Annotated in this window: 16 protein-coding genes and 1 riboswitch; of the genes, 5 read left to right on the plus strand and 11 right to left on the minus strand. The window is 64.8% G+C overall.

Annotated elements, in window-relative coordinates; genetic code table 11:
- Genes HU760_RS18150 through cobO form a run of 6 tightly spaced genes read right to left on the minus strand, consistent with a single transcriptional unit; the run spans position 1 to position 5892 of the window.
- A complete protein-coding gene (locus HU760_RS18150; RefSeq protein WP_186679054.1) occupies positions 1–1455 on the minus strand; it encodes a cobyric acid synthase in 1455 nt (484 codons plus the stop codon).
- Entirely contained in the window at positions 1452–2444 is a 993-nt protein-coding gene (gene cobD, locus HU760_RS18155; protein WP_186679056.1) for a threonine-phosphate decarboxylase CobD, read from the minus strand. The genes HU760_RS18150 and cobD overlap by 4 nt, the downstream gene beginning before the upstream one ends.
- The gene (gene cbiB, locus HU760_RS18160) at positions 2437–3345 is read right to left on the minus strand and encodes an adenosylcobinamide-phosphate synthase CbiB (RefSeq protein ID WP_186679059.1); all 909 of its coding nucleotides are present in this window, start codon (positions 3343–3345) and stop codon (positions 2437–2439) included. The genes cobD and cbiB overlap by 8 nt, the downstream gene beginning before the upstream one ends.
- Positions 3342–3992: a 5,6-dimethylbenzimidazole synthase gene (bluB, locus tag HU760_RS18165; RefSeq protein ID WP_186679065.1), complete on the minus strand. Its 651-nt coding sequence runs from the start codon at positions 3990–3992 to the stop codon at positions 3342–3344. Before bluB ends, cbiB begins: the two co-directional genes overlap by 4 nt.
- Positions 3989–5284: a cobyrinic acid a,c-diamide synthase CobB gene (locus HU760_RS18170; RefSeq protein ID WP_186679067.1), complete on the minus strand. Its 1296-nt coding sequence runs from the start codon at positions 5282–5284 to the stop codon at positions 3989–3991. Before HU760_RS18170 ends, bluB begins: the two co-directional genes overlap by 4 nt.
- Entirely contained in the window at positions 5281–5892 is a 612-nt protein-coding gene (gene cobO, locus HU760_RS18175) for a cob(I)yrinic acid a,c-diamide adenosyltransferase (protein ID WP_186679068.1), read from the minus strand. The genes HU760_RS18170 and cobO overlap by 4 nt, the downstream gene beginning before the upstream one ends.
- 120 nt (positions 5893–6012) lie before the next feature.
- A riboswitch (cobalamin riboswitch) is annotated at positions 6013–6232 on the minus strand.
- Between the two features lie 167 nt (positions 6233–6399).
- Between cobO and HU760_RS18180 the strand changes: the two genes are divergently transcribed.
- On the plus strand, positions 6400–6978 hold the full coding sequence (locus HU760_RS18180) for a hypothetical protein (RefSeq protein WP_186679069.1): 579 nt from the start codon (positions 6400–6402) through the stop codon (positions 6976–6978).
- 258 nt (positions 6979–7236) lie between these two features.
- On the plus strand, positions 7237–8544 hold the full coding sequence (locus tag HU760_RS18185) for a PQQ-dependent sugar dehydrogenase (RefSeq protein ID WP_186679072.1): 1308 nt from the start codon (positions 7237–7239) through the stop codon (positions 8542–8544).
- Positions 8545–8610: 66 nt separating this feature from the next.
- On the opposite strand, the gene HU760_RS18190 is transcribed toward HU760_RS18185, so the two are convergent.
- The 5 genes from HU760_RS18190 to HU760_RS18210 form a co-directional block, all read right to left on the minus strand.
- Positions 8611–9144, minus strand: a complete 534-nt coding sequence (locus tag HU760_RS18190) for a C40 family peptidase (protein ID WP_186679074.1) — start codon at positions 9142–9144, stop codon at positions 8611–8613.
- A gap of 139 nt (positions 9145–9283) precedes the next feature.
- Positions 9284–9934 (minus strand): C40 family peptidase, encoded by a 651-nt coding sequence (locus tag HU760_RS18195; protein ID WP_186679075.1) that lies wholly within the window; start codon positions 9932–9934, stop codon positions 9284–9286.
- A 126-nt stretch (positions 9935–10060) separates the two neighbouring features.
- Positions 10061–10768 (minus strand): DnaA regulatory inactivator Hda, encoded by a 708-nt coding sequence (hda, locus tag HU760_RS18200; protein ID WP_003252443.1) that lies wholly within the window; start codon positions 10766–10768, stop codon positions 10061–10063.
- 269 nt (positions 10769–11037) lie between these two features.
- The gene (locus HU760_RS18205; RefSeq protein ID WP_186679076.1) at positions 11038–12111 is read right to left on the minus strand and encodes an AI-2E family transporter; all 1074 of its coding nucleotides are present in this window, start codon (positions 12109–12111) and stop codon (positions 11038–11040) included.
- A 15-nt stretch (positions 12112–12126) separates the two neighbouring features.
- Entirely contained in the window at positions 12127–13194 is a 1068-nt protein-coding gene (locus tag HU760_RS18210) for a DUF2066 domain-containing protein (protein ID WP_186679077.1), read from the minus strand.
- A gap of 320 nt (positions 13195–13514) precedes the next feature.
- Here HU760_RS18210 and purM point away from each other — a divergent pair, with 320 nt between their 5' ends.
- The 3 genes from purM to HU760_RS18225 are packed head-to-tail and all read left to right on the plus strand — an operon-like array spanning position 13515 to position 15945.
- Positions 13515–14573 carry a phosphoribosylformylglycinamidine cyclo-ligase gene (purM, locus tag HU760_RS18215; protein ID WP_186679078.1) on the plus strand — a complete coding sequence of 353 codons (1059 nt, stop codon included), beginning with the start codon at positions 13515–13517 and terminating at the stop codon, positions 14571–14573.
- A complete protein-coding gene (gene purN, locus HU760_RS18220) occupies positions 14573–15226 on the plus strand; it encodes a phosphoribosylglycinamide formyltransferase (RefSeq protein ID WP_186679079.1) in 654 nt (217 codons plus the stop codon). The genes purM and purN overlap by 1 nt, the downstream gene beginning before the upstream one ends.
- Positions 15227–15234: 8 nt before the next feature.
- Complete coding sequence (locus tag HU760_RS18225) at positions 15235–15945, plus strand: DUF3108 domain-containing protein (protein ID WP_170028715.1); 711 nt, start codon at positions 15235–15237, stop codon at positions 15943–15945.
- Positions 15946–16100 lie beyond the last annotated feature (155 nt).

Genomic DNA, 16100 nt, shown 5'->3' on the forward strand with positions numbered 1-16100 from the left:
TCAGGCCACTCCACACAGTTGGCGCAGGCGCGCGGTGTCCAGGTGTTTTTCCACGAGGTCGGCCAGGCGCTCGATGTCGCGCTCGCGCAGGGCCAGGTAATCGATGCTCTGCACATCCTCCAGGCCAGCCCAGCGCAGCAGCGCCGCGCATGATTGGCTACCTTCGAACAGGCCATGCAGGTAGGTGGCAAGCACCTGGCCATCGGCGCTGAGGGCACCATCGCAACGGCCATCGGCAAGCTGCACTGCAGGTTGCTCCAGTGCCGGTCCGCTGGTGACGCCGGCATGTATTTCATAACCGGCAACCGGGACTGCTTCGAGGTTCAGCGTGCCGGCAACGTTGCGCAGTTGCTTGTCGGCTTCAAGCACTGTGCTGTAATCGAACAGGCCAAGCCCCGAGCTCGAACCAGCAGCGCCTTCCAGACCGAGCGGGTCATGCACTTCCCTGCCAAGCATCTGCAGGCCACCGCAGATTCCGATCAGCTTGCCACCATAACGCAGATGCCGTGCGATGGCCTTGTCCCAGCCCCGTTCGCGTAGCTGCGCCAGGTCGCCGCGCACGCTCTTCGAGCCCGGCAGGATGATCAGGTCGGCAGCCGGGATCGGCTGGCCCGGGCCGATGAACTGCAGGTCCACCTGCGGGTGCAGGCGCAGCGGGTCGAAGTCGGTGTGGTTGCTGATACGTGGCAGCACCGGGACGATTACCTTGAGCACGCGCCCGGCCTTGGCCGCCTGGCGTGCATCGATGCCGTCCTCGGCCTCCAGGTGCAGGTCGCTGACATACGGCAACACACCCAGCACCGGCTTGCCGGTGCGCTGTTCCAGCCAGTCCAGGCCTGGCTGCAGCAAGGCGATGTCGCCCCGGAAGCGGTTGATGACGAAGCCCTTGACCCGCGCCTGCTCGCTGGGCGACAGCAACTCCAGCGTGCCCACCAGGTGGGCGAACACACCGCCGCGGTTGATGTCGGCGACCAGGATCACCGGGCAGTCCACCGCTTCGGCAAAGCCCATGTTGGCAATGTCGCCGGCACGCAGGTTGATTTCAGCCGGCGAACCCGCGCCTTCGACCATGACCACCGGCCAGGCAGCGCTCAGGCGCTGGTGCGAGGCCAGCACCGCCTGCATGGCGATGGCCTTGTAGTCGTGATAGGCCACCGCGTTCATGCTGGCGACGGCATGACCATGGATGATCACCTGGGCGCCGGTGTCGCTGTTGGGTTTGAGCAGCACCGGGTTCATGTCGGTGTGCGGTTCCAGCCGGCAGGCCTGGGCCTGCACTGCCTGGGCCCGGCCGATTTCACCGCCGTCGGCGGTCACCGCGCTGTTCAGCGCCATGTTCTGCGGCTTGAACGGCACCACGCCGACACCCTGGCGCAACAGCCAGCGGCACAGCGCGGTCACCAGCGTGCTCTTGCCTGCGTCGGAGGTGGTGCCTTGCACCATGAGGGTGGTCATGCCGTTTCCTTCTGATAGGCTGCCAGGGCTTGCGCCAGGCGCTGTTCATCTGCTGCACAGGCAGGCAGCCCCAGGCGTATCGCCGGTGGCTGCTCGAACAGGCGTACCAGGATGCCACGGCGGGCGAGAAAGTCATGCAGTTGCGCAGCGCGCTCACAGCACACGTACTGGAACAGGTCGCAACCGCCGCTGGGCGTCAGGCCGGCGCTGCCCAACATAGCCGCCAGCCGCTGGCTGGCGGCGGCACAGCGTTCGACCTGTATGCGTTGGGTGGCATGGTCGGCCAGGCTGGCCTGAGCCAGTACCCGGGTCGGGCCGTTGATGGTCCACGGGCCGAGCAACTCGGCCAGGCGCAGCAGCAGGCTGCGCTCAGCAGCTACGAAGCCCAGGCGCACGCCAGCCAGGCCGAAAAACTTGCCGAACGAGCGCAGCACGATGAGGCCAGGGCGATCGGCATAGCCGACCACACTGTCGCCTGGGGTGTTGTCCATGAACGCTTCGTCGACCAGCAGCCAGCCACCGCGAACGGCCAGGCGTGCGTGCCAGGCCAGCAGGCGTTCTGGCGACACCCGGTGGCCGGTTGGGTTGTTCGGGTTGACCAGCATCAGCACGTCAAGGCTGTCGAGCGTCGCCTCGACCTTGGCTTCGTCAAGCTCCAGCAACTGATGCCCCGCCCGCTGCCAGGCGTACGGGTGCTCGGCATAGCACGGTGCAAGCACCCCCACCCGGCAAGCGCTGCGTAGCGAAGGCAAGGCCTGGATCGCGGCCTGGGAACCGGCTACCGGCAGCAATTGGCGGGCGCCGTAGTACGCGCACGCAGCCTGCTCCAGGCCGTCCTCGGTTTCCGGCAGACGAGCCCAGGCCTCCAGCGGAATCGGCGGGATCGGAAATGACCACGGCGCAATGCCGCTGGACAGGTCCAGCCAATGCTCCCGGGCGATGCCATATTGCCGCACCGCGCGTAGCAGGCGGCCACCATGTTCAAGCATTGACGTAAGCCCCCAGGCAGATCAACAGCAGCCACAGCCACACCCCACGCTGCACCAGGCCCCAGCCACGCTCGATGGCCTCGGCATCGGCCACTGGCCCGTCACCCAGGCGCGGCCGCTCGTGCAGCTCACCGTGGTACACCGCCGGCCCACCCAGCTCCACGCCCAGCGCACCCGCACCGGCGGCCATCACCGGCCCGGCGTTGGGGCTGTCCCACAGCGGGCCCTGCCGGCGCCAGCAGGCCAGGGCCAGGCGGGTCTTGCCCAGCAGTGCATAGGTCAGCGCCACCAGCCTGGCGGGGATATAGTTGAGCACGTCGTCGACACGCGCTGCGCACCAGCCGAAGCGTTCGAAACGTTCGTTGCGGTAGCCCCACATGGCGTCGAGCGTGTTGCTCAGGCGATACAGCACCACGCCCGGCGCACCGGCCACGACGAACCAGAACAGTGCGGCGAACACCGCATCGCTGCCGTTTTCCAGCACCGACTCGGTAGCCGCCCGGGCCACCGCAGGCTCGTCCAGCTCACGGGTTTCGCGGCTGACCAGGAAACCCACGCGGCGCCGCGCCTGTTCCAGGTCGCCCTGGCGCAAGGCATTGGCTACCGGCAGCACGTGCTCGCCCAGGCTGCGCAGACCGACAGCGCAATACAGCGCCAGCACGTCGACCAGCCAGCCGATGTATGGCAACCAGGAAAGGATCAGTGCCATCAGGGTCAACGGGACCACTGCCAGGAACCATGCGCTCACGCCGTGGCTGCGCCAGCCGCGCCCACCGGCATTCAGGCGGCGCTCGAGACTGCCGGCCATGTTGCCAAAAGCCACCAGCGGATGGCGCCGCTGCGGTTCGCCCAGCAAGGCATCCAGGGCCACCCCGGCCACGGTCAGCAAGGCCACGCTCATTGGCGCTCTCCCCATTGGTTTTCGTACAGCATTTCGCTCAAGGGCCGTTCCTCAGCCCAGTTTTCCAGCACCAGCATCGGTGCCGGGTAAAACTCGGCCACCGGGCCCAGGCACAGCACCGCGACCGGCTTGGCCCCGGCCGGCATGCCTAGCAGCGCAGCCAACGCCTGTGGGTCGAACAACGACACCCAGCCCATACCCAGCCCTTCGCCACGGGCCGCCAGCCACAAGTTCTGGATAGCGCAGGCCAGCGAGGCCAGGTCCATTTCCGGCAGGGTACGGCGGCCGAAGATGTGCGGTTCGCGGTTGTCCATCAGCGCCGCCACCAGCACTTCGGCGCAGTCGTTGATGCCTTCCACCTTCAGCTTCATGAAGGCGTCGGAGCGTTCGCCAAGAGCCTCGGCAGTCCGAACCCGTTCGTCCTCTACCAGCGCCTGGATATTCGCGCGCAGGTCACGCCGGCTGATCCGGATGAATCGCCAGGGTTGCATCAGGCCTACGCTGGGCGCCTGGTGCGCAGCTGCCAGCAGGCGCCCGAGCAGCTCCGGGGCTACCTCGCCACCGGCGAAATGGCGCATGTCACGGCGCTCGCCGATGGCGCGGTAGATCGCGGCGCGCTCGGCGTCGCTGTATGCATGTTCATTCATGGTCGCAACAGCGCCACCACCGCGCCAGGGTTGGAGGGGAAGTAGAAGTGCACATAGGAAGCCGTCAGCCGCCCCAGGCGGTATACCGCTTCGTTGCCACGCCCACCGTTGGGGCTCAGGCCACGGGCGATCGGCTCCAGCGCCGTACGGGTCAGCGAATGGTGATAGGTATGCCCGCGCAAGGTGCCTTCGGGTAGTTCCACCGCCTGCAGCGCCAGGGCAGCCAGGCGCTTCTGCATGGTCGCTTCGCCGGGCAGCAGGCCGAGCAACTCGGCACGCTCGCCAGCCACATCGGTCAGGGCATCGAGCAGGTACAGCATGCCGCCGCACTCGGCCAGCAACGGTTTGCCCTGGGCGTGATGAGCCCGGATCGCCGCGTTCATCAGCGCATTGGCGGCAAGGGCGTGGTGGTGCAGCTCGGGATAACCACCCGGCAGGTACAGGCTGTCCACCGTCGGCAGTTCACGATCATGCAACGGCGAGAAGAACTCGAGTTGGGCACCGAGGTTGCGCAGCAAATCGAGATTGGCGCCATAGATGAAGGCAAAGGCTTCGTCCCGCGCCACGCCGATACGCACCCCAGCCAGCGAGGCGGTGCAGGCGTATGGCACGGGTTCGGCGAACGCAACCGGCGGTGGCAAGGCAGCGTCGCAGCTAGCGCCGAGTGCTTCGGCAGCGGCGTCGAGGCGGGCATCCAGGTCATCCAGTTCACTGGCCTGGACCAGCCCCAGGTGGCGGCTGGGCAGTTCGATGCCGCGCTCACGGGACAACCCGCCATACCAGCGCAGGCCTTCGGTCAGGCTACCTTCCAGCAATTGGGCGTGGCGCAGGCTGCCTACCCGGTTGGCCAGCACGCCGGCGAATGGCAGGTCAGCCTGGTAACGAGCCAGGCCCAGGGCCAGGGCGCCGAAGGTCTGGGCCATGGCCGTGCCATCGATTACCGCCAGCACCGGCACACCGAAGTGACGGGCCAGGTCGGCGCTGGACGGGGTACCATCGAACAGCCCCATCACCCCTTCGATCAGGATCAGGTCGGCCTCGGCAGCCGCCTCCCACAACAAACGGCGACTTTCCTCGGCACCGATCATCCACAGATCCAGCTGGTAGACCGGCGCACCACTGGCCCGTTCGAGGATCATCGGGTCGAGGAAATCGGGCCCGCACTTGAACACCCGTACCTTGCGCCCGAGGTTGCGGTGCAGGCGGGCCAGGGCAGCGGTGACGGTGGTCTTGCCCTGGCCGGAGGCCGGTGCCGCGATCAGTACGGCAGGGCAATGACGGGGCTGGCTCACAGTTCGACGCCCTTCTGCGCGCGGATCCCGGCCTGGAACGCATGCTTGAGCATGCCCATCTCGGTCACGGTGTCGGCCAGTTCGATCATTTCCGGTTTGGCGGCGCGGCCAGTGACGATCACATGCTGCATCGGCGGGCGCGCCTGGATGTCGGCCAGCACCTGGTCGAGGTCGAGGTAGCCATGCTTGAGGGCAATGTTCAGTTCATCCAGCACCACGAACTGTACGCCCGGGTCCTGCAGCAACTGGCGCGACACGGCCCAGGCCGCTTCTGCGGCGGCAATGTCGCGCTGGCGATCCTGGGTTTCCCAGGTAAAGCCCTCGCCCATCACGTGGTAGCGCACCTGCTCCGGAAAGCGACGGAAGAACAGCTCTTCGCCGGTACTGTTGCGGCCCTTGATGAACTGCACCACACCGCATTGCATGCCATGGCCCAGGGCGCGTGCGAGCATGCCAAAGGCCGAGCTGCTCTTGCCCTTGCCATTGCCGGTCAGCACCAGCAGCAGGCCGCATTCGTTGGGGGAATTGGCGATACGTTCGTCGATGATCGCTTTCTTGCGCTGCATGCGCGCCAGGTGGCGTTCGTCGCGTTCGGTGGACTCGCTCATCAGGGTTCTCCGCTGGCTGGCGCCACGGCAACGCGCGGCGACAGGTAATAGGCGGGCAAACGGAGAACGCGCAGGGGCCATGGCCGTCAGCCACGGTGCACCGCGCATCACCCTCCGTGATGCCGTTGGCAGTATCAGGCCGGTCTCCGGGCTTGTGAGCGGGCCTCGGCCCGGGCCTGCGCGCCTTCCCGGGTGCTGGCACCCAGTGGCCCTGCGCGGCCGCGTCTCACCTACCGTTGCGGGGGCAGCGCCGGACTCGCACCTGGCTGGCGCTCACCGGCTTCCCAGTTTCACCCTGCCCAGACAGCGCTGGCAGGACACCTGAAACACGCGCGAAGGTTAGTGGGTTGCATCAGGAGCGTCAATCGAAGCGGGCTGCTTTGCAGGCGAACAGGTACCGCCCGGGTAATGGCCAATTCATCGAGTTGTGCTGTACTGCACACAGTGATATCAGATAGCCATCATTTGTAGCCAAATGCGATCAAAACAACAACAGGAGAGTGCCGCATGCGAGGCCAGATCATCAGAAACCCGCGCCTTGAGTTTCTAAGCCCTGTGCTGGAGCGCTGGGTTGACTGCATTGACCGTTTCAACCAGTTTGCCGGTGATGCCGAAGCGCCGCACTGGCATGGCGCCGCGGCCAATGCCGGGTTGTTGGCCGCGGCGGCTTGGCAGGCCGAGCTGGCGGCGCTGCAGCAGTTTGCGGGGAAGAAGCAACGTGATGAAGGGGAATTCGAAGGGCGCTGCGACCTGTTGATCCGCAGTGCCGACGAAGCGTTGTACCTCAGTGTCAGCCAGCGCTGGCCAAAAATTGCCCGGCTGGACATGGCGGGGCCCCTGCAGCAGACCGCCGCTGTTGCCCACCAGGTAGCCGGCCCCAGTCAGTTGAGGGCTGGGGCGCTCTTCGTCAGCCCATGGAAGGCTGGCCAGCATGCCAGCCCGGAGGAACTGCAGGACTTGGTCGACGACGTGCAGAAACACACCGCTTGCGCGATTGCCTGGTACTTCCCGTATGCCTTGCGCAAGCTGCATAACGATCTGGGGCAGTATTTTCCGGGTGTAGCGCTGCTGATCAAGCAGGTTTGATCTGTACTGATCTCAGCCGGAAAGCAGCATTCGGCCCAACGCAGGGAGTGGAGCTGCGTCCGGTAACCTCTTGCTCCTGATCTTGATCTTCGCGACTTCAGGAGCCCTTCGCTCGGCCTCCTGAAGTCGCATTCGGCGGCGCTTGAACTATCGCGCGCTTAAAAGCACAAGCAGCAGCATTAGTTGAATGGCTGCCGGAACCCGAGGCACTTCGCCGATTTCTCAGTTCCATAGGCCTTCTCCGGAGGATTGCCGTCCATGAAACACCTGATGCCTTGGCTGTTCGTCGCCAGCCTGACCGCCTGCGGCGAAACCGCTCTGTTGGATGTACACGATGGCAGTGGCCCTACCCCTCAACTGCCTGCTCCAACCAAGACGATCCTGCCAACCGTAAACATCGCCCCAGCAGTGGGATGGCCCAACGATGTCAAGCCTCAAGCAGCACCAGGCACTCAGGTGAAAGCGTTCGCCAGCGGTTTGGAACACCCCCGCTGGCTTTATCTACTGCCCAACGGCGATGTACTGGTGGCCGAAACCAACGCGCCGGCCAAACCCGAAGACGGCAAAGGCCTGCGTGGCTGGGTGATGAACAAGGTGATGAAACGCGCAGGTGCGGGGGTACCCAGCGCCAATCGCATCACCCTGCTGCGTGATGCCGACCATGATGGCGTAGCCGAAATACGCATCGCCTTCATCGAAGGCCTCAACTCTCCTTTCGGCATGGCCCTGGTCGGCAAGGACCTGTACATCGCCGACACGGACAAGCTGCTGCGCTATCACTATGAGCCCGGGGCGATGCAGTTGCGCGGCGATGGCCAGCGAGTAGTTGAACTGCCCGCCGGCCCGCTCAACCACCACTGGACCAAGAACGTGATCGCCAGCCCCGATGGCAAGTCGCTTTTCGTCACGGTGGGCTCCAACAGCAACGTCGGCGAGAACGGTCTGGACAAGGAACAAGGCCGCGCGGCGATCTGGCAGGTAGACCCTGCCAGCGGCCAGCACCGCCTGTTTGCCACCGGCCTGCGCAACCCCAACGGGTTGGCCTGGGAGCCACACAGCGGCGTGCTGTGGACGGCAGTCAACGAGCGCGACGAGATCGGCAGCGACCTGGTTCCGGACTACATCACCTCGGTGAAGGACGGCGGCTTCTATGGCTGGCCCTACAGCTACTACGGTCAGCATGTGGACGCGCGCGTGCAACTGCCTGATCCCGAGAAAGTGGCCAGGGCGCTGGTACCGGACTATGCCGTGGGCCCACACACGGCGTCGCTAGGGTTGGCATTCGCCGAACCCGGTGCGCTGCCTGCGCCGTTCGAGCAGGGCGCATTCGTTGGCCAGCACGGGTCGTGGAACCGCAAGCCGCACAGCGGCTACAAGGTGATTTTCGTGCCGTTCGACGCATCGGGAAAACCATCGGGCCAACCCGTGGACCTGCTCACCGGGTTTCTCAATGCCCATGGCGAGGCCATGGGGCGCCCGGTAGGGGTGATCAACGACGGGCGCGGCGGAGTGCTGGTAGCCGATGACGTCGGCAATGTGATCTGGCGGGTGAGCAAGGCCCGATGAGCCCTGCCGGGTGTGGACTACCGCTGGCGCCTGGTGCCCCCTGCAGGGAACGCACCAGGTTGCCATTCACGGATTCTGCGCCAGGTGGCCCGAAGGGATCACCCGCTTGGCCTGCAGGTAGGCCTTGGCCCAGTAGCTGTTGGACAGGTAGTCCAGGCGCACCGTGCCGCCTGTGGAAGGTGCATGCACGAAGCGCCCTTCACCGACATAGATGCCGGCATGGCTGACCTGCGAACCACCACCAGTGGCAAAGAACACCAGGTCACCGGACTGCAGCGACCCAGCATCCACTGTCGGCGCACGCATGACGATCATCTCTCGCGTCGAACGCGGCAAGCTGATGCCAGCCGCATCCCGGTAGACATACTTGATCAAGCCACTGCAGTCGAAGCCGGAATCCGGTGTATTGCCGCCCCAGCGATAAGGCGTACCCACCAGGCCGATGGCACGCATCAACACGTCGTCGGCGATTGGCGATGGGCTGGGCTGACTGTAGGTAACCTGTGGCTGTACCACAGGGGCCGGCGCAGGCGCGCGGCTGGAGCAGGCAGCCAGCAGGGCTGCCAGGGAGATAAATGCGAAGCGCGCCATTTTTACCATGGCCAGAACATCCTGTCTGAGGTCGCGGGGCCGCAGCCGAAAAGAGTTGAGAATTTAGATTAGACGTTTTCTATAAATGCGCACGGCGGCGAGCTTTTTTCAAAGCATCGCCGCCGCGGCAGGGTACATCATTTTGCTATCAGTTGCGCGCGATATTGGTCGGCGCCATGGCCAAGGCGCGCTTGGCTTCGATGAAGGTCTTGCTCCAGTAGCTGTCACCGAGGCTGTCGATGCGCACGCCACCGCTGCGGCGGCTGCTGGAGTGGATGAACTGGTTGTCACCCAGGTAGATGCCGGCGTGGCTGACGCGGCCGCGGCCGTTGGTGCTGAAGAACAGCAGGTCACCCGGCTTGAGCCTGTTGCGCGCCACCTTCGGGGCATCGACGTTGATCATTTCACGCGTCGAACGCGGCAGGGTCACGCCCGCCTCTTCGCGGAACAGGTAGCCGATGAAACCACTGCAGTCGAAGCCGGACTTCTCCGAGGTGCCGCCGAAACGGTAACGGGTGCCGATCAGCGACATGCCACGCTCGAGAATGCTGTCAGCCAAGACTGGCAGCTGGTAAGGCTTGCTGCTGGAGAACGCCTCCAGGTCATCTTCGGTGGCCAGTTCTTCCGGCTCGCCGAATACCGACGAGGAGGAAGCTTTGGCCTTGAACGCCGATTCTGCGGCGATCGGGTTGTGATCCTGGAGCTGCTGCTCTGAATGAGAAGCCGGGCCATGGGCCGCACAGCCAAAAAGCAGGGTCACGAGTGCGAGTGGCACGAGGGGTGCGAAGCGCTTCAGCATGGGCACGACCGTGTCTGTAATCCTTTAGAAGGCTGAAACTATGCCCTCTATCATGGCCATTTGCAAATTTTATCGAAAAAGATGTGACTTTTTTGTTTTGCCGCGCTGCCCCGGCGTTTTCGGCACTTACCAGCCCAGGGTTTCCTTGAGGAACGGGATGGTGAGCTTGCGTTGCGCCTGCAACGAGGCCTGGTCGAGGCGTTCGAGCAGGTCGAACAGGGCGCTCATGCTGCGTGCGCCGCGGGTAAGGATGAAGTGGCCGACTTCGTCGGTAAGGTGCAGACCACGGCGCGAAGCTCGCAATTGCAGGGCGCGCAGCTTGTCTTCGTCGGACAGGCCGCGCATCTGGAACACCAGGGCCAGGGTCAGCCGCGACTTCAGGTCCGGCAGCTTGATCGGCAGCTCGCGCGGCGATGCCGAGGCCGCCAGCAGCAGGCGCCGACCGCTGTCACGCAGACGGTTGAACAGGTGAAACATGGCCTCTTCCCAGTCAGCCTTGCCGGCGATGACATGCAAGTCGTCGATGCACACCAGTTCGTACTGGGCCAGGTAGTCGAGCAGCTCGACGCCACGGTCGAGCAATTGCGCCAGGGGCAGGTACACGGCGGGCTCGCCGCGTTGCTGGAAGCGGTGGGTGGCGGCCTGCAGCAGGTGGCTACGGCCAACCCCCTGCTTGCCCCACAGGTAGATAAGGCTCTCGGTCCAGCCGGCGTCGGCTTCGCATAGCCGCTCGACGTAACCCAATGCCGCAGCATTGGCGCCCGGATAGTAGTTGATGAAGGTGGCGTCATCGCGCAGGCGCACACCCAGGGGCAACTGGATCGGTGGTTTCATGCTCGCGGGCGGTCGCAGGACCGCAGGGGGCCTTTGGTGAACAATCTGCAAAGTCTATACCCGCAACGCGGGGTGCACAATCGCGGCAACGGATAGCGCAAGCAAAATCAAGGGGTTGCGCTTGAAACGCAGGTCCGGCACGCCGTACAGGAGCGGCCTTGTGCCGCGATGGGCTGCGCAGCAGCCCAGGCAATTTGTGCTTCACCGGAGATTCTGGGGCTGCTGCGCAGCCCATCGCGACACCAGGCCGCTGCGACAAGGGCCAGGGCTCACAGCTGCGGGTCGACACCCCCGGCGTACATCTCCGACTCCTTGTACAGGTCGTGCACATGCCGCAGCAGCACCATGATCACCGCAGCCACCGGCAGCGCCAGCAGCACGCCGGTGAAGCCGAACAGTTCACCACCGGCCAGGATGGCGAAGATCACCGCCACCGGGTGCAGGCCGATGCGGTCCCCCACCAGCAACGGCGTCAGCACCATGCCTTCCAGCGCCTGGCCAACCATGAACACCGCAACGATGCCCAGCATCGGATACAAGTCGCCACCGAACTGGAACAGCCCCGCCACCAGGGCCGCGCCGATGCCGATGACAAACCCCATGTACGGCACGATGGCTGCCAGCCCGGCGAGCATGCCGATCAGCAGGCCCAGCTCCAGCCCCACCAGCATCAGCCCGGCCGAATAGATGACCCCCAGGGCCACCATCACCATCAGTTGCCCGCGCACGAACGCCCCCAGCACTTCATGGCATTCACCCGCCAGGCCCATCACTTGCGGCTCGCGCTGGCGCGGCAGCAGGCCACGCAGCTTGGCCATCATCAGGTCCCAGTCGCGTAGCAGATAGAAGCCAACTACCGGGATCAGCACCATGTTGGCCAGCCAGGCCATCAGCGCCAGGCCTGAAGCAGTGGCATGCGACAGCAGCATGCCGACCATATCGGTGGTCTGGCCCATGTGGCTGCCGATGGCAGCCTTGATCCGGTCGAACTTCCAGAAACCGTCGGCCAGGCCCAGGCGGTTCTGCACCCAGGGCAGGGCCACGTGTTCGAGCCAGTCGAGCATCTGTGGCGCCAGTTCGTAGAGGCGCAACAGCTGCTTGGCCAGCAGCGGCACCAGCACCAGCAGCAAGGCCAGCAACAGCAGGGTGAACAGGCCGAACACCACGATCACGCCCCAGGTGCGCGACAGCCCCAGGCGTTCAAGGCGATCGACCAGCGGGTCGGCCAGGTAAGCCAGCAGGATACCGATCAGGAATGGGGTGAGGATGTTGTGCAAACTATAAAGCAGCACGGCAACCAGCAAGGCAACGCCCAGCCAGATCCAACGACGTACGTCGGTCATGGTATGTGCTTCTCCTTACCAGCGAAAACGCAGGCCGTCGAACGGCACGGCTACAGGCTGGGCCGCCGCGGCGGGTGGCACGCCCGCCCCCGCGGCCACAGCTGGCGGGGTTGGCGACGCCGGCGCCTGTTCGGCGGGTAGCTCCTGCAGCCTGGCCAGGCCAAGCTGAGCCCGCAGCTGTTCACGGTTGGCGGTTACCGCATAGGTCAGAGTGCTGCCCTCGGCCATCTGCAGGCGTGGGCCGTAAGGTTCGAGCACACGTGCCAGCTCGGCGTAGCGCTGCAGGTTCATCCCCTGCACTTGCACCTGCAACTGGCTGCTGGCACCGGGGCGCGTGACGTAACGCGGCGCCAGGCGGACGCTGACCGCCTGCATCACGGCATCAGCCAAGGCTGCCGGATCGGCCCCGTCGGCACTGCCTTGCTCGCGTTGGTCGCCCAGCCACAACTGCCATTTGCCTTGCCACTTGCCGTCGGCTTCACGGGCATGCACCGCCAACAGGGCATCGGCGCCGTAGCGCTCGGATGCTTCGCGCAACGGTGCCGGGTCGCCGCCTTCGATATGCTCGGCGTTGGCCACCAGTTGCTCCTGCAGGTCGGCCAGCGGCAGACGCAGCGGTAACCCGCGGTGCTGGGCGGCGCGGCGCAGCGGCTGGGCGCTGGCCTGGCCGTCGCCGACCAGGCTGCTGCCTTCGGCACTGTCGTTCAGCCACCAGCCCAGGATCGATGGCCGGTTGCTGCCCCACAAGGCCAGGCCGGCCTTGCGCAAGGCCCGCTCGGTACTGCCGGGGTCGAATTCGACCAGCACCGATTCGGGTGGCCCGGCTTCGCTGCCCACCTGGTTGATGATTTGCTGCGGGTCCTTGCGCAGCTCGGCCAATGCCGGGTTCTGCGCCGCCTTGGGGTCGCCGGTCAGGCGCAGCACCAGGGTGTCGAGGGCCTTGGCGGTAGCCGCTGCACGGGCTTCGGCGCCCGGCCCGGTCACCGGTTCGCGTACCTGGTAAAGGCCAGCGACATTTTCAGCCTGGACGGTGGCCGAGATCAGGGCCAGACAACCGGCTGCCAGAATATTGAACAAACGCATGGAGGATTCCTGTCCAGTCGAGCATCAGGCCGCAAGCCTGACGCTGCAAGAAAAAGCAGGCCGAGCACCAGGCTGGCGTGTCGCGCAGCGTGAAGCCCGTTGCTTGCAGCTTATACATATGCAACCACATCAACCACCCTCAGGCTTTTTTCAACAATTACCGCCCTGCCCGTCGGCCTGAGGATGGCCGCTGCCCGGCAACCCTGATAAAATCGCGCGCCTTCACAGACCACTGACGTTTCAGGCAGCCGCCGCCTACCAGCCGGCCTTGGCCGTCATGGTCGTTTTTTAGAATCCCTCCCTCCTAAAGGCCTGGATCAATGAGCAAGCAACCCTCCCTGAGCTACAAGGACGCCGGTGTAGACATCGACGCCGGCGAAGCACTGGTCGAACGCATCAAGGGCGTGGCAAAACGCACCGCACGCCCTGAAGTCATGGGTGGCCTGGGCGGCTTCGGCGCCCTCTGCGAGATCCCGGCCGGCTACAAGCAACCGGTGCTGGTCTCCGGCACCGACGGCGTCGGCACCAAGCTGCGCCTGGCGCTGAACCTGAACAAGCACGACAGCATCGGCCAGGACCTGGTCGCCATGTGCGTCAACGACCTGGTGGTGTGCGGTGCCGAGCCGCTGTTCTTCCTCGACTACTATGCCACCGGCAAGCTCAACGTCGATGTGGCTGCCACCGTGGTCACCGGCATTGGCGCCGGTTGCGAACTGGCCGGCTGCTCGCTGGTCGGCGGTGAAACCGCCGAGATGCCGGGCATGTACGAAGGCGAAGACTACGACCTGGCCGGCTTCTGCGTCGGCGTGGTAGAAAAGGCCGAGATCATCGACGGTTCCAAGGTCGCTACCGGCGACGCGCTGATCGCCCTGCCCTCCTCGGGCCCGCACTCCAACGGCTATTCGCTGATCCGCAAGATCCTCGAAGTGTCCGCCACCGACATCGAGAACACCCAGCTGGACGGCAAGCCGCTGACCGAGCTGCTGATGGCACCGACCCGCATCTACGTCAAGCCGCTGCTGCAGCTGATCAAGAACACCGGCGCGGTCAAGGCCATGGCCCACATCACCGGTGGCGGCCTGCTGGACAACATCCCGCGCGTACTGCCGGCCAACGCCCAGGCGGTCATCGACGTGGCCAGCTGGCAGCGCCCGGCGGTGTTCGACTTCCTGCAGGAAAAAGGCAACGTCGACGAGCATGAAATGCACCGCGTGCTGAACTGCGGCGTCGGCATGGTCATCTGCGTAGCCCAGGACCAGGTAGAAGCTGCACTGAACGAACTGCGCGCCGCTGGCGAGCAGCCATGGGTGATCGGTCACATCGCCGAAGCCGCCGAGGGCGCTGCCCAGGTCGAGCTGCAGAACCTCAAGGCACACTGATGCCAAGCAAGACCTGCAATGTAGTGGTACTGCTGTCGGGCTCCGGCAGCAACCTGCAAGCCCTGATCGACAGTTGCCAAGGCCAGGACAGCCCGGTGTGCATCCGCGCGGTGGTTTCCAACCGCGCCGACGCCTACGGGCTGCAACGCGCTGCGGCGGCCGGCATCGACAGCGTCGTGCTCGAGCACACCCAGTTCGACAGCCGTGAAGCCTTCGATGCCGCGCTGATGGCGCGCATCGACGGCTTTGCTCCGGACCTGGTGGTGCTGGCCGGTTTCATGCGCATCCTCAGTGGTGACTTCGTGCGTCACTACCAGGGTCGCCTGCTCAATATCCACCCGTCGCTGCTGCCCAAGTACAAGGGCCTGCATACCCATCGGCGGGCACTGGAGGCAGGCGACGCCGAGCACGGCTGCAGCGTACACTTCGTGACTGAGGAACTCGATGGCGGCCCATTGGTCGTACAGGCTGTAGTGCCGGTGGTGTCTGACGACACCGTCGAAAGCCTGGCCCAGCGGGTACACCGTCAGGAACATCTGATCTACCCGCTGGCGGTGCGCTGGTATGCTGAAGGGCGCTTGCGTCTTGGCGAATACGGCGCATTACTGGATGGCCAACCCTTGGCGGCCAGCGGTCACCTGATTCGATCCTAGGAGAATTTATGCGTCGCGCCCTGCTCTTGGCTCTCGCCGTGCTCGCCCTGCCGCTCCAGGCAGCTGATCTGAAGCCTTTCTCGGCCAGTTACACCGCCGACTGGAAGCAGCTGCCCATGAGCGGCACCGCCGAGCGCAGCCTGGTCAAGAATGCCAACGGTACCTGGGACCTTAACTTCAAGGCCTCCATGATGATCGCCAGCCTGACCGAGCAAAGCACCCTGCGCATGGACAACGATACCCTGCTGCCGCAGCAGTATCACTTCGAGCGCGGCGGCCTGGGCAAGGCCAAGAAGGTGGACTTGAACTTCGACTGGAACGCCAAGAAGGTTACCGGCAGCGATCGTGGCGATGCCATCAACCTGCCGCTGAACCGTGGCGTGCTGGACAAGTCGTCCTACCAGCTGGCCCTGCAACATGACGTGGCCGCTGGCAAGAAAAGCATGACCTACCAGGTGGTCGACGGTGACGAGATCGACACCTACGACTTCCGCGTCCTGGGCACCGAAAAGGTCACCACCAAGACCGGCCAGGTCGATGCGGTGAAGGTCGAGCGTGTACGTGACCCTAGCCAGAGCAAGCGCATCACCGAGCTGTGGTTTGCCAAGAACTGGGATTACCTGCTGGTGCAGCTGCGCCAGGTCGAAACCGATGGCAAGGAATACGTGATCGTGCTGCAGGATGGCACGGTCGATGGCAAGCCGGTGAAGGGCAACTGAGCCAGCGCTGCCAGCAGCACCCGAAGCCCCGCCTTGTGCGGGGCTTTTTTCTGCACTGGAGAAGGTGCGCTCCCACATTTGACTGCGCTCCGGCTTCCATGAAACTTGTTTCATGCCGGTTTTATTTACTTAGCCTGCTAACAAACTCTATAAAA

Source organism: Pseudomonas oryzicola, assembly GCF_014269185.2.
In the GTDB taxonomy this organism is placed as follows: domain Bacteria; phylum Pseudomonadota; class Gammaproteobacteria; order Pseudomonadales; family Pseudomonadaceae; genus Aquipseudomonas; species Aquipseudomonas oryzicola.